The sequence below is a fragment of the Gallibacterium salpingitidis genome, assembly GCF_001678495.1.
Lineage (GTDB): Bacteria > Pseudomonadota > Gammaproteobacteria > Enterobacterales > Pasteurellaceae > Gallibacterium > Gallibacterium salpingitidis.
This window is the reverse complement of record NZ_JTJL01000050.1, coordinates 1-17,236: the sequence shown is the minus strand read 5'-3', so window position 1 is coordinate 17,236 and position 17,236 is coordinate 1. Positions and strand designations below refer to the sequence as shown.

General features: G+C 35.4%; 1 protein-coding gene. It reads right to left on the bottom strand.

Annotated features, from left to right (window positions below; translation table 11 throughout):
- Positions 1–41: 41 nt before the first annotated feature.
- On the bottom strand, positions 42–17,006 hold the full coding sequence (locus QS62_RS12095) for a hypothetical protein (RefSeq protein ID WP_231923700.1): 16,965 nt from the start codon (positions 17,004–17,006) through the stop codon (positions 42–44).
- Positions 17,007–17,236: the final 230 nt, after the last annotated feature.

Below are 17,236 nucleotides of genomic sequence, written 5' to 3'. Positions count from 1 at the left end.
GTGGTAAGACTCATTCCTACCACCATTGGGTTTAATTATTCTTATTCAGCAACAATGATCTCATCTTCTTGGGCTGATTTTAATGTTACGGTCTTATTATCAATGAAGTGAGTCCATGGATAACGATAGAAATCTTGATAATAATTGCCCACTATATTCTTACCAAATGAACGACCAAAATCATCAAATAAAGTTTTATGTGTCATTTCATCTGTTAATGGAATACGTTGTGAATACACAAAGTAATTATCATCTAAATCTAATAAATGACCTGTACTATCCTGAATATTTCCACGAACAAATTTCAGATTCATCCAACGTCCATCATTAACACCTGCCAACCATGCACTCAATGAGTCTTTAGGACTATTAATATGAGTATCAATCCAATAGAAATTATTTGGCATTGCTTCAATTCTTGGATCACGTCCATATACACGAGTAACAGTTTGATTATTACTAAATGTTGCTTTATCCAAGATATAAAGTTGATCAAACGTAAATGGTGCAGCATTTGCATGAATATAAGCATTATATGCCCATAATCTGCTTACTGATACTCCATTGCCATCATTTGGTTGAATATTATTGATATTCAACTTGGTGATTGCCATATCATCAAGATATCCATCTGGAGCTATTGTCAGATCACCTACTACCCCCGGACGTTGTGTCACTTCACCAATATTCACATTTTGTGCATGAAGACGTAATAATTTACCAACTTGTGTATTAGTAAGAACAAGTTCTTCTTTCGGATTTGCTAATATCCATTCCACAATGTTGCCGTTGGCATATTCAATATAGGCACTACCATCTGCAAGAACAGTCTTATTCACACCATTAGCTTCTGTTTTATACAGATCAACCACACCTACACCAGAATGATGAATAGAGATATTATTTTGCTCAGCTTTTAAGAATGCTCTATCGCCATTCGCAATACGGTGAGTATCTTTAATATCACCAACACCAGTCAAGGTCATAATGATATCACCAGTTCTTGCTATTGCACTAATATCTTCTGTTTTATTTGGATTATTACCATCAAAGAAAATATTTCCGTTATGTGCATTGATAACAATATCTTTATTTGCATCAATATCCTGGCGAATAATTACAGAACCTGTATTTTCTGCATTAGCTACAATGCTACGTTGAGTACGTACATTACCATTAAAGATAATATCACCTTTCTCAATAGTATGAGCAAGAATGTCTTGATCAGCTGAAACATTGCCAGTAAAGACGATATCACCATCTTTCACTGTTCTAGCAGTAACATCGTTATTCGCTGTCACATCACCAAGTATCACAATATCACCTGTTTGCGATAAAGTAGACACATCTTGTTTAGCTTTAACATTACCACCTACACCGATATTTCCACTATTAGTAGTTAAATGAACATCTTGCAATTCCGCTGTAACATCTTTTTCCACACTAATTGCACCAACACCAGTAGATTCAGCTACCACACTGCGTTTTGCACGAACATTACCTTTTATTGCAATATCACCATCAATAGTGTTTGCAGCAATATCATTTCCAGATTGTGCATTACCTGTGATAGTAATCGCACCTGTTTCAGTATTAGCGGCAAGATCGTTACCTGCTGTTGCATTACCTTTCACGTCAATCGCACCCACTTTCGTTGTTAATGCAATATTGTGATTTGTCGCAGTCACATCTTTTTCTAGACTGATTGCGCCTTGTTCTTGCGCTGTAGCAATAACATCATTGTTCGCGGTAATCGCACCAGCAAAACGAATATCACCACCTTTGGTTTGCGCTTGAACGTCATGTCCAGCTTGTGTATTACCGGTTACACTAATTGCACCTGTGGTTTCTGCTTTCGTAAACACATCTCGTGCGGCAGTTACTGCACCATTTAGCACTATATCGCCGGCTTTAGTTTCCACTTTGACATCTTGACCAGATTGCGCATTACCTGTGATGGTAATCGCACCTGTTTCAGTGTTCGCGATAAGATCATTACCTGCTGTTGCATTACCTTTCACGTCAATCGCACCCACTTTCGTTGTTAATGCAATATTGTGATTTGTCGCAGTCACATCTTTTTCTAGACTGATTGCGCCTTGTTCTTGCGCTGTGGCAATAACATCATTGTTCGCGGTAATCGCACCAGCAAAACGAATATCGCCATCTTTGGTTTGCGCTTGAACGTCATGTCCAGCTTGTGTATTACCGGTTACACTAATTGCACCTGTGGTTTCTACTTTCGTAAACACATCTCGTGCAGCAGTTACTGTGCCATTTAGTGCTATATCGCCGGCTTTCGTTTCCGCTTTAACATCTTGATCAGATTGCGCATTACCTGTGATGGTAATCGCACCTATATTAGTCACTTTGGCAATTATGTCGTTCTTCGCTAATATATTCCCACCAAATATAATATTACCGTGATCTGTTTCTGCAGTAATACCGCCTAATTCAGCTTTAATTTGACCGTTAACATTGATATTACCTTCTATATTGTCACCACTCTGTGCATGCAATTTAACATCAGCCTGTTTCGACTCAACATTACCAATAAGATCAATACTACCTTTTTTACTTTCTAAACGAACTAACCCATCTGCAGCAATTGAACTATTACTAGTAATTCCTTTTCCTGCTGTAACTAGAATATTACCAATTCGATCACCAATAATAGAACCATCACTATTTTTAGCAATCTTAGCTACCAACTCACTGGCTACATTAATACCACCAGTAGTGTTTTCTAAATTAATATTACCAATCACTGGTGCATCGATATTGGCAGTGAATACATCTGCGGTAGTCTTAACTAGAACATTACCATCAATACTGTCATGAGTCGGTACGTTATGAATATTAATAATATTTATTTGATGATTGCCTTGATTTAAGGCAATACCTTTAGCTGTATTAACAATCACATTTCCAACATTAATATTAGAATTAGCACTGCCTTGAACACTTCCAGTACGAGACGTAATTGTTAAATCTTTTTCACTATTTACTATTCCAGAAACAGTCACCATTTTTTCAGCACTTAATGCAGTTTTATCTTTAATATTAAGTTGTTTACGAGCTGAGGTTTCGTCTTCACTAGAACCTAATACTAAATTACCTTCACTATCTACAATAAGTGTATTTGCAGTAATGTTTCCTAAATGGAGAATACCATTATGATCTTGCGATTTACCTAATAAATAAACATCTCTAGGAGTAGCATTTCCATCTTTGCCTTCAATAGTAATTAATGCATTATTCGCTAATACTCGTAAGCTATTATCAACTTCCCCTATATCACCTTCAGTCTTAATAGTTAAATTCTTGCCTACATTAATATAGCCTAATCCACCAGCAACTGAACCTAACCCAGTTTTACTATCAACAATCAAATCATTAACAACATATGCACCATTAAATGATAATGGATTTGTTGATGAATGATTGATCAAGTAAGCATTAATAGCTCTGACATCTAAGTTACCTTTTAAATTCAATGACATTGGCTTATCAGCAGCGCCCACATTTCCTTGTTCACCGCCTTCAAGCAATAAATCTTTTCCAATAAAGTTAGTCGTTTCTGCATCAGATAAACCATTATAAACACCAGCTTTACCTAAAATACGGATATCCCCTTGACCAGCATCTATGGTACCAATATTAATTGCTGCTAAAGCATCATTTTCATTACTACGTCCTGCAACATACACATTACTTCCAGTAGTATTAATATTTAATTGATCAGTAAAAATACCAAGTGGTACTTTACCTTTAATGATAAAGGCTGATTTATCTTTAGTTAATTCAACATCAGATACTTCTGCATTTGCTAATTTCTTCAAATCATCAATACGATTACCTAATCCTTTAATTGCAATTGGGTCACTCGGAGCTTCATCAATACCGACACCAAGACCAGTTAATGTAACTTGTTTTGCCGAAATATTAGCACGTTTTAACTCTGAATCTGTTGATAATGTTTCTTTGTTATACATCGCATCGCTAATCGCATAGAGCAATTGATCTTGTGTCCATTTATACTGAGGATTATCTCTCGCACTTACTAATGCTTGATAATTTGTATCTTTAGTTTTAACACTATTGATAAAGCTATTTGTTGCGGTTTGTAAACTACTTCCTCCAGCAGTAACATCACTAGCTGATTGATTAGCTTGGCTTACTAAATTAGATAGATCACTTTCACTAACAACTTTCAGCAACGTACCTTTCAGACTTGCTAAATTCTCATGAGATTGAGTGAATCGATACTGACGTAATGTTTGTTGATTATTTAATGCTTCCTCTTTAGTAATATTTCCACCAATCGTTGTTAATACAGTAGCTGCATCTTTCTTCGTAACACCATAAGTTCTAATATCTGCGAGAGAAATACTACTTGCTGATGATCCTTTCTTATCTAAGATATCTGCTTTTAACAACACACCTAGACCACTGCTATCACTACCATTCTCTGATAATGCCAATGAAGTAATATCTTGATAGAGAAGATCGTATTGTACAGTGCGATTACCGTTAACTTCTTTCACTCTATTATTATAAAAGACTTGTAAATTTGCTAAGGCTTCATCTTGATCTTTACCGGCAGCCATCTCATTAATTTGTGCCTTACGACGGTTGTAAAGATCTTCGACTTCAGCTGAAACTTGGCTTATATATGCACTATCTAAAGCTGCTTGAGTATCTTTTACTTTACTTTCCCAATTAGCCTTAGCTTCTGCTGTCATTAACCCTGTTTCAAGGAAAATACTATACCTATTGATATCTTCATTTGAAATTGAAACATCAGATAGTGCTACTGATTCATTAGCAGCTTTCACTTGGCGAAGATCTTCTTTAAATAACTTACCTAAACCAGTTTGATCATCTTGTTCAGACTTAGCGATCTCTACAAGATCATTATAAAGAGCTGCCTTAGCTTCTACACTAACATTGTCGTTCTTAATTGCGCCAAATATACTATCTAATTTTTCAATAGAAGCTCTTTTTTCATCATCATTAGCAGATAATGACTCAATTTCTTTTATTCGACGATCATAAAGTTGTGTAACTTTATATGCTTGTCGTTTTTGTATTGCCTCTTTTTGTTCATTTTCTTCTTGCACTGATGCCGCATAATCAGCAAAGGCTTTTCTCATACTATCTTCATAATCAGTGACAGCATCTTCTAAACCTTGTTTATATGCACCTTTATATTCACTTGTACCAGCAATAAGACCGGCATCAATCCACCCTTTGATCAATCGATCGGTAACATCACTTTCAACTTGTTTTCCTCTTGGTAACGCATCAACAATTCTTCCGTTCATTGCCGTTAAATAAACACTATTGCCTGCTGTAATATTACCAACACGCATATTGCCAGTTGTTTGTTCTAAGCGAATATCATTTTTCGCTTTAGCATTAATACTTGCACTTAATGGATCGCCACCTAATGCGTATTGACCTGCATTAACTTTTAATAAAGACGAAGCATTTGCACCATAAATACTACCGTTTTCACTTTCTAAAGTAATTTTACGTCCAGTCACTGTTGTCTTATTATCCGAAGAATAAATATCACTGTATGCAGTAAGTTGAGTACTACCTTTACCTTCTAATTTAATAATATTAACTTTTGTATCTAATGAATTATTATTTTTAAATCCTTTAATTACATTAATATTAATATTTCCATTACTACCTTTAGATTCAGCTGTTAAGTTAACAACATTCGTTTCACTAGGTTTTACTTCAATATTTTTAATATTATTACCAGCTATTAATGAGAGATTATTTGTCTTTAATTGACCTACTTCTTGAATAATATCTTTGCTAGAATTAATACTTAAAAGTGCACCAGATTTTTCATTTTCAATATCACCTTTAATAGTAATAGTGGAATTACTGTTAATTTCAATTTTACCGCCATTAGACTGACCAATAAATTCGGCTGTTACAGGATAATTAGCTTTAACAGAATGAATATAGGTACGTTTCGAACCAGTTTCTAAATATTGTGTTGCTTCATATACTCTATAGAACCAATAATCTTTTATCATTTCAAATTCAGCTTTGCTGAGTTTTGAATTTAGGTAAGTATACATAGATTGTAGTCTATATCTAGTATTTAAAGTATCATCATTTGATAAATAAGCTCCCGGAGCTAATCCTGATTCCGATACACCTAATGCTATAGGAGCTGATACTCCTTCCATTGTTCTAATATCTATACTTTCTGGATCAGTTTTAAATGCTCCAAAAAGATATCCTTCTTTTTGTAATGTATATTTAGTTTTTGCAGTATTTTCTGTTCCTTCTGTCCAGTTATAAGTGATACTTCCTAGATCATAGATATTGCCATTTTTTGTAGACCAATTTGAGCATTTATCCAAGCACTTAACATAATCATTTATATTTATGCTTTTTTGCTTAATCGTATTATTTTCCTTAACAATTTCAGTTCTTGTATTAGTCCATCCATTATTTAGAACAATTTTACCTTGTCGATAATTATTATAAATATTACCAAGCTCAAGAGTTTTTCCTGTATTATTGACAATATTAATATTTGCCCCACCATCAGAAACTACTAATGTAGCATTTTCTGTGGCAATAATTGATCCTGTAATTTCAATATATCCTCCTACTGCATCAACATCATCTAATTTAATCTTATCCATAGCAGGATCATAAACTGCACCTATATTATAATTATAAATACCATCGCCTCTTAATCTTTCACCACCTTCACTAATAACAACTTTCCCATCTTGACGCTTACTACCAGAAAGACTATTTAATGTTACCGTATAAGTATCGTATCCACTTTGTACAATACCATTTAAATTCACCACATCCGCGAATAAATAAACATTATTTCCAGCAATACGAGGTCCATAACCTGTTTCAACTCCATCTGTTAAAATAGGAGTTTCAGTAAAACTAGAAGTTTTCTCTGCTGTCTCCTTATATACCTCTGTTTTTTCTTTCTGTTGTTGTGCATAATCAGCATATGCTCTTTCAGGAGTTCCACCACCCAAGCTCAATAACCCTTTAACATGATTCTGTACAATAGAACCTGTAGCTTTAAGCTCAACTGTATTCGCCAATACTTGGCTATTTTGTGCTAATTCTAAATCTCCAGCATTATTATTAATAGTAATCCGACCATTAACATTATTCCTTCCTTCCCCACTCGTTAATGTTCCTGAAACAATAACCATACCTAGTGGTTTATAATTATCAGTACGTGCAGAATTATATGCAGATTTTACCACTCTATTTCCAGCCGAATTATTAATAATAGATACAATACCACCACCTTCAGCAATAGAAGTTATCTTACCAAAAGTTGTATTTTGTGCTTTATCTTGATTTTTATTTTGGATAGTGTTGAGTGCATTATTATCTAATACCTCTCCATTAAAGCGAATAGCTCCGCCTGCGTTACCCACTTTAAGATTACTTACTGTAAGAACTGCATTAGAATTATTCGTCACATTAATAGTTGGTGAACCATTTGCCTGTAACGATGAATCTTTGTTTTCACCAATCAAATTATTAGAGGTAATGTTAATACTACCACCACTAACAAAAATGTTATCAATACCAACAGCACTATATTTTCTGACATTATTAGGATTAATTGTTATTGTTGATTCAGCTGACACATCCTCATCTACCAATCCATATTTTTTCATAGTACTAAGTAAACGTTGACGTGTAGATAGATACCCTAAATATGCTGTCTTATTAACATCATTAGAGTGTTGATTCATTAATTTAGTAGCTTCATTATATTGGTTAATTAAATCAGTACTATAATTATAATCATATTCTCTAATACTACTTTTCCATTCGGAATTCTTATTTTCAACACCATTTTCTTTAATTGTAATGGTATAAGAACCCCTGGTATCTTTCCCTTCACCATCAGCAAGAAGTAACATATCCGGTACTCTATACCCAGAAATACTAATATCAATAGTATTATTCGCCCCAGATATTAATTTCCCATTAATTTTGGCAAAATTGTTAACCGATTTAGTTTCCTTAGCATCACCAGAAACATCTGCCGGAGTAGTTTCTTCTCCTTTATCCGTTGTTGTATATAACCACGTTTTTGCTTTAGAAATTTTACTAACCGTTACCTTACCATCATCAGCATAAATATTAATATCTTTTGTTGCTACTCCTTCAACATTATTACCGACAATAACTTGATTGCTACTATTTATTTGATTAGATACAACTGGTTTCGATGATAATGGAATAACTGCATTATTAACAACCTCTGCAGTTAAATTCATTGCAATATTTGATACATTATTACCTTTCTTACCAGCTAATAAATTTAAATCACCAGAACTTCTTACTTTTCCTAATAAATTTACGGAATTACTACGTGTTAATTTATTTTGTGTTTCCGAATACAATACTGCAGCCAATCCTGCTGGTGTTTCAGCATATGAACTAAAATCAGATTTAATATTATCAGAACTATTAAAACTAATATCTGTAGCATTATTCTCAAAATCACCTTTACTATGTAAAGTTGTATTTTCAGCCACATTAATATTATTCGCTATATTAAGAGCATTGGTTGATTTAACAACCTGCACTCCAATAACTCCTACAGCCATTCCTTTTATTTTATTTTTCAAATCTCCATTTGTTAATGCATTATAAGATTGATAACCAGTTGTAAATATCTTAGTACCTGATCCAATATTAATATTAGACGACTTACCTATTTCACTATTACTGATAGGAACAGAAACTCCAGCAATAGCAAACACTTGCCCCTCTACCTCATACGCATAATTCTTACCAGTAACAATATTATTTAAAGCATTTACACCGAAATTATGGGCCGTAATTTCCGAACCATTTTCAATATTCACGGTATTACTACCATCAATTCTATTATCTGCTTTTGTACCGCCACCCACAGCAGCACCTGCTTTTGTAGATTCTGCATGTAAATCGGCTTCATCTGTTTGAGTAGTAGCAACAGTTAAATTCTCTTTAACATCCCATTTACCACCCAACGTTGCAGTTACATTAGTAGTTTGTCTATTTTGCGATAGCGCTGACAATGGTGAAATATCAACTAAACCACCACCATCACCATTAGCAAGAGCATTAACCTTATTGATACCATATCCTGATAAGGTGAAACTTTTTACAACACTACTATTAATATTGTCACCATTAATAATACCGCCACGAGCAGCAATATTAATATTATCTGTACCGTAGCTTAATGCTGAACCGTTACCAGTGGCAAATAATCCACCTACGGTTAATGAACTAATATCAACTGAACGAGAAAGATAATTTTGAGCTGCAATATTAAGCGCAGTTCCTACTAGTTGACCTGCTGCATTTCGACTGATGCTTTTATATATAGCTCTACCAACAGTGACATTTGTATTTGTCGCTGTTTCTACTTGAGCAATATTAACACCAATACCTACTGCACCACTTAATGAAACACCAACCACTTTTGCTGTTACATTCGGTGTTGTTCCACCTTGTTTTCCTGTTTCAGCAGTAAAACTTAAGTTATTTGCATCAAAAGTATTATCATCATTAACAACAACTTCAGTTGTGCCAGTTGCAGAAGCAAAACCTCTCGTTACCTGACCAGCATACATACCTGCTGCTGCACTACCTGCATTAAGGTTAACTATTGGATTACTACGAGCTGCAAAAGTAACAGATTCCCCAATAAATTTATATTTGCTACCTTGAATCTTAATTGAAGTTTCACCACTATCTTTTGCTTCTGCATTAAGCCCTACACCACCTGCAAAACCAACTGCACCACCAACTACTTTAGTAGTAACTTTATTTTCTTTTGAAGCATTGACCACTAAATTCTTTGTGCTAATAGTTTCTGCAACTGTACTATTTCTAGTATCAAAATTTACCCCTACATTACTGCTATTCTCAGCAGCCGCATAAATAATACCAGCTGCAATTGCACCACCAGTTAAACCATAAGCAGAGATCGCTGTACTAGAAGTATCTTTTGCATCAATATTAGTATCGCCTGTAGAGGTGATTGAGGTGTTAGTAACATTAACTTGAGTTGTACCTGTATTAGTTACTCTACCAAAAGCGGCACCTATAGCGATTACACCACCAGTTCCTTGATAAAGATTAAGTTCAGTTCCTTTACCATTAAGATTTGCCTGTTCAGCTTTTACAACCACAGTTCCACTAGAAAGTGTAGAATCAGTAAAATTAACTTTCGTACTATGATGACGATTTAAGATACCTACTGCTCCATTGAAAGCGGCACCACCGCCAGCAACACTACCACCATGCATACTGGTTGCACTATTCTCAATCGCATTAATTTTGATCTGATTACTCGCAGTTAAGGTTGAATTCGAAATATCTGAGTAAATTCCTGACTCATTATTCGATCTGTTGACATCAAATTTAGCATCACCATCAAGACGACCATTAACCTCATTTAATTTTCCTTTTAATTCTGCGTCAGTAAGATCGGCATCAATATTTGTCACCATAATATTAGCGCCAACTGCAATACCGCCTGCAGCAGCATTAATAACTACTTGATCAATATTTCGTTTATTTTCTGACTTAATATCAATATCTTTGACGTTTAGCTTACTATGGTTAATTATTGACGTTGACACTCTATCATTAAATGTATTTACTGAAATACTTGAACCAAAACCAAATCCACCAGCACCAAGTGCACCACCGTTAGTGGAAAGCGTTGTACTATTGAGCGCATGAACGTTTGTTGTTCCTCTATTAATATTGCTATTATCAATCGTAGAACTTACTTGTTGTTTCATATTGTTGACAGCAACTGCACCAGCAATTCCTGCACCACCAACACCGGCAGCAGTAACTACAGTATCTAATTCACCTGTATGGCTAGCGATAACCTCTGTTTGATTCTCATCGGTTTCAGCTGTTAAATCACTATTCTTGACCTCAGCATTAACATTAGATTCTTGTTTTACAACGCTCACATTTAAGCCAAAGCCAGCACTACCGCCACCAGCTAAAGCGGCATTAGTGACATAAATACCATCTTGGTGTATAGCTTTAACATACAAGTTATCATAATTAATGTGGACATTTTCTAGTTTAGCTGATGTAGTACTATTTAATTTATTAACAACAACAATACCTGTTGCACCAACACCAGCGGCACCGCTTGCGCCTAGATCAAAGGTTGATAATGCTTGGCGAGAAAACGCATCAACGTAAACATTTTTCGCTTTATTAGCTGTTGCAGTCTTACCTTTACTGGAGAAATAGGCTTCTGTTGTACGTTCTACTTTATTTGTATCAGAACCTGCTCCTACAGACGCAATACCTGCACCTGCAACTGTACCTGTAAAACCTGCTGCATTAGTATAATCGCGTGCTTTAACAGAAATATCACTTGCTAAAGTACCATCTCCTGTATTGACATTTGTGTTAATGACTTTAGCTTGTGTGCTACCACCAATTAAGTTGACATTAATTGTTCCCATTACAGCAGCAATACCGGCACCGCCTCCACTAACAAGTGAAGAGGCAATACTATGTGTCGCAGAGCTATTAACTACTAAACCATTGTATGTAGATGATTGTCTTCCACCGTTTAACACTGATGAATCAAATGTCGCTTTTTCAATAGCAGCATGAATAAATTTAGTACCATCCATACCATCATTTGCAGTTATAACGTCAATATCATCAGCATTTTGTTTTGCCTTGATATCACTATTTTCTACATTTGCAGATGTGTTACCATCAATCTTATTAACAGTTACTGTAAGACCAATCGCTGCACCGCCAGATCCAGCAACAGCACCTGCATAATTAGCAATAAGTTCATCACTCTGAGTCAATACGCCAACATTACTTAAAGCATTAATCTTCGCATTTTTGATATTGCTATTGACAGTATTAGTAATCAGATTAGTACCAAAAGACCCTGCCACTGCCGCATTAGAAGATCCAGCAGCACCAACCGTAGCAGATAGAATCTCTGGTTTACCATTCGCACGTAGTTCAACGTTGTTAATGTGATAATCGCCACCAATAATTTGTGCATTAGTATGTTGTATAATGCGATTCACATTGATCGCAATACCGCCCGCAACCCCTGCGCTACCAGCTACACCGATAGCAAATCCATTGATAGCAGATTCATTAACTGCATTAGCATTAACATTCGCCTGCGCTAGTTTTTCAGTATTTGCCGCAGAAATATTACTGTTTTCTAATCCTGCCCAAACATTCTTATTAACAATTGAAGATGAAGCTACCCCTTGAAGCGCTACACTACCTGTTGAACCAGCTGCTCCAGCAGAAATTGTCCATAATTTTGAATGATCCACTGCATTTAATGATATTTTAGAATTTAATATCTCTGTTCTAGAGATATTAGTCTCTTTATTGGTTATAGTGGTTGGGTTTTTTACAGTAGTAATAGTTGTATTTCTAATTGCAGCTGTTACTCTTTGTGCATTTTCATCCTGAGAGTTTGTTGAAAAACCACCAATACTATTAATTGCAACTGCGCCACTTGCCGCGGTACCAGCCCCTAATGTCACACCCCCAGCAACAACAGTCGCAGTAGATTCATCTGTTGCTGTCGCTGAAACACTTTGTACGTTAGTAAGATTATTACTATCTAATATAACCTCTGTATTATTCGTTCCTTCATTTACTGCAAATGTACCATTCAATGCTGCTCCGCCTAAATTTGCGGTCACACCGGCACCCACTGCAATCACTTTAGATTGACTTAGTGCATTTGCTAGAAGATCAAAACCAGACTCGCTTTGGCTTGTTAAGGTTGAATCACTGATAAGTACCTTAGTTTGATTATCTAAAGCGTGATACGCCAACGCTAATCCTAAACCTGCTGAGCCTTTGCTGACTCCAATTTGACCAGCAACACTAATTGATCTTGCATTACTAACCGCATTAAAATCCATGCTATTTGCCGTTAGCGTACTATTTTCCACTTTTGTAATTGCTTGATCTGCTACATTGCTCCAACTTACAGAACCAGCCGCAGCAAATTTACCATTACCACCAGCAATACCGCCAGCTACGCCAACTAGTAGAGATTTTGCACTTGATGCAGCCCCAATATGCTTAGACGTAATATTTGCATCAATGATATTGGCATACATTTTATTCTCAATATCATTAACGACGACTGAAGCGCCTACAGCATCACCGCCTTTACTACCAGCTATTGTTAAACCACCGACTACAATGGTATTACCTATAGGTGCATTTTTAAGCTCTGCTTGATATTCTTGTTCAGCAGCTTTCTGCTTACCATCCGCTTCATATTTTTCTTTATCAGCCTTTTGTTTATCATCTTTATTCTGATTAGCAGCATTTTTTTGTTCTTCTGGATCAACTGTCGACTCATTAGAAGAATATTCTGAACGGTAGTCTTCTCCTGTTGGATCAATACCTCTATCCTTCATAAATTGAATATAATCTGATTTCTTTTTATCTTTCTCATCACTGCTCAATACAGCCTTATCATCATGGGCATTAACAACCACTGTACCACTAGCTGAGATATCAGCTTGTCCTTTGATCACAGAATTTACAACATTACTTAAACCGTTATAGACTACTGTTCCTTGGAATGCTCCGCCACCAGTACCTGAAGATACAGCTACACCTATACCAACACTAACTTGGGTCGTAGCAAGCACCCCTTCTACATTAATATCTTTTATCTTACGATAAGTTCCGCCATAAATTCCGCTATCAATGTGGTTTTGTAAATCACTAACAATAATAGAACCGCCTGCAGCTGTGGCACTACTATACTTACTTTTAGCAAAAGAAATATTCATACCACCTGTAACATTGATATCTTTATTTACTGCATTTGTGGTAATGTCTGTTTCATTACCTGAAGGTACATTTCCAGAATTATTGATTGTATTATTGATTAATAAAGCAGATGTTTGGCTGTTTTGTAAATTTATCGATATAGCTGCAGATGCTGCAACACTAGTATTTTTCGCCATAGAAATGGCAGCTGCCAAACCGCCAGACGCAACGATGCCATCTTTTACAGCTTCAGCAATAATTTTCTCTGCATTATTAATGGTAGAAGTATGGATGAATGAGCCAACATCACGTTTCAAACTATTAACTGCAGCAGATCCTGCAAGACCATAACTATTACTTTCTTTAGATTTACTATAAGCACCGCCGCCTGACCATGCTCCGATAAAGACGTTATCAGTTGCATTTACAGTAACTGTATTTTTATTATCTGTGTTAGTAGTATCTCTAACGACATTAATCAGTGCCTTATTTGCTAACGCTATAGTTTGACCAGCAATAATATTAACAGCTACGCTACCTGCACCAGCAATTTGACTTTTAGCTTGTTCTTGTGAACTTTGTGCATTTGAATCAGCAACACTGCCGCTATTCATGCTATTCGATTTACCATCTTGGCTTTTCGCTGCCTCACCAGGTTTAGCATTACCTTTATTATGTGCAAGATCATCATTATTGTTATTAACAGCCGAACCACCTTTCCCTGTCACAATATCATTTGGTTTAGATCCTTTATTACCTTCACCACTCATTGTCTTATCAACTTTATCTATCTTGCTAGTAGCTGAGCTTGTTTTGTTAGGATCCGTATTCCCCGTACTTGTAGAAGAATTACCAGAATTTGTACTACTATTAGAATTTGAAGTAGATGTACTTGGAGAAAGACTAAACAAATCATCAAACTCTGCAATAAAACTAGCAGCTGATTCTTGTTTTTCTTTTGCAATGGAAAGATTGCCAGTGAAGGAATCTTTTATTTTTTGTGCTGTTGTTCTACGATCACCATCATCTTTTTTCGGTTCTGAAGCTGCTGTTGCGGTGAAACCGATAGTATTAATTAAACCAGTTGCTGTACTACCAATATTGACTTTATTGGCGGTAATTCCTCTGTTTTCATTAATAATAGAAGATGTTCCCAATAAATCTTGTTCATTATTATTGAGGCGACTTAATACTAATGCCAATGCACTGGCTTCACGTTCTACCGCTTGTTTTTCTTCTTCACTCAAGGAATTATTAACTACATAAGATGAAGATGCATCTTTATCAATATCCATGATAGCGGCAATACTATTATTAGTATAAAGACCAATACCAACACCGATGCCAACCGCTGCACCTTCACCACCTCGATAGCCGGCAGCAATATTATTTACTATAGTATTATTACTTGCTTTAATACCAACTTCATTCTTAGTATCACTATCTTTAGCTTTAATTTCTGCTTCATCATCAACAACAGCGACAGCATTGCTGTCTCCTTTACCAATGACAATTAGTCCTCCAAAGGCTTTACCTTCAGACTTACCAGATGCAAACGCAATGTTATTTTGCATAAATTTATTATCACTATTGACATTAACAACTGCACCAGTAAGTTTTGCTCCCTCTGAAACTAATGCTAACCCGTTATTATGCTGCCCAGCATAAATAATATTCGCACCGATAGCAGTACCTTGTGAACCAGGGATAGGATTAATTCCTGCATTTCCAGAGAAAGTCACTAACTCTGACTTAGTAATTGCATTGATATCTAAACTACCATTATTACCATTCGAAACAATATTTGCATTTTTGCCAATGATAACATTGCTATCATTAGTAATATCGGTATAACTAAACGAACCAGAAACACCTAGTTTTTTAGCAGACTCACCTGTTTCTTGATTTTTAGCACCTTTACCATCTGACTGTTCCGCTCTTACAATAAAATTAGCAAAACGTTCATAATTTAATTTTACTAACTCATCAAAAGCAATTAAGAATGGTTTAGAATATTCCTCTTTTATATTAGAAAAATTGTCAGCAAGACTACTTCCAGTTTCTTTTAATCCAATTCCCAAATCTTTAAGATTTCCTGCTATATCATCAATAAATTGATCAAAATTATTTATATCAGGCTCTTTCAATCCGTCTATAGCTGTTTTTAATTTATTGAGTGCTATAGAGAATGCATCACTTGCATCATTAATCGGTTTATCCTTCAAAATATTTACTATAGTGTTTTTAAGTTTATCTATAATTTCGACAGTACGATTTATACGATCATAAGGATTAAGTGTTTCACCTTTAATAGCAACACTTTGTCCTTCAATCTTCGTACCATTGCCAATGGTAACTTTACTATCGTTCTTAATAGTTGCAGCTAAAACAGCAAGTGAAGCACCATATTCTTGCTGGCTGCCTCCTTTTGTCGAACCAGGAGTCCCTGTGGTTCCTGTAGTAGTCCCTGTTGTTGCTGTACCAGTGGTTCCTGTTGTAGATGTAGAACCCGTTGTTCCAGCTGTTGTTTTTGCAATTTCAGGATCATTATTGGTTGTGCTATGGACTGGCATGAAAACATCTTTCATATCTGTTTTGGCTAAGATATTGACATTTCCACCTGTAGAAGTGACATTCTTATTGATATTAACTTCAGCAGTATTATTCTCATCAACATATTGGAAACTTATTGAGCCACTTAATTTATTTCCCATTGATTTAATGGCTTCATTAATAACCTTTTTAACTTGCCCTGTAACACTATTATCATTAGTATTTTTTCCTGAGTTTCCTTCGCCACCAGCTTCTTCTTGTTGTTCATCTACAATATCTTTTATAGCACCAAAAATCTCTTTAGGATCTTGTTTAACAATGGCGTCTTTTACTTCACCTACTTTTTCAACAATTTCTTTTACTTGATTAATTTTAGCGAATATTGGAGCAAGTGGTTTTAATAATTTATCTACAAATCCAACACCAATCTTACTGTTACTTTTAATCTGATTGTTTTCAAAATTATTTAACGATTGAATATCTATATTGCCTGTGGCATTTAAAGCTGAATTAATTGTTGTATTAGCATGACTATTATAATTCACAACATTAAATACAGACGCTAGAATATCTTTATCGTTAGCTTCAGCCTCCGCTTTCACTTTAAAGTCATTCTTTGATTCTGATTTAATGCCAATACCTACGTTTTGATTATCGCCACTAGCGCCAGTACCAGCTTGAATATTTGCGGATTCTTTTACATCAACATTAGAATGATTTACAACATTAGTATTTAAGATAGTAATACTACCTATGCTTGCTGTTGTATTATTTTGTGTATTCTTAGTTCCTGTACCAGTAGTAGTTGAGCCATTTGTACCTGTACCTGTAC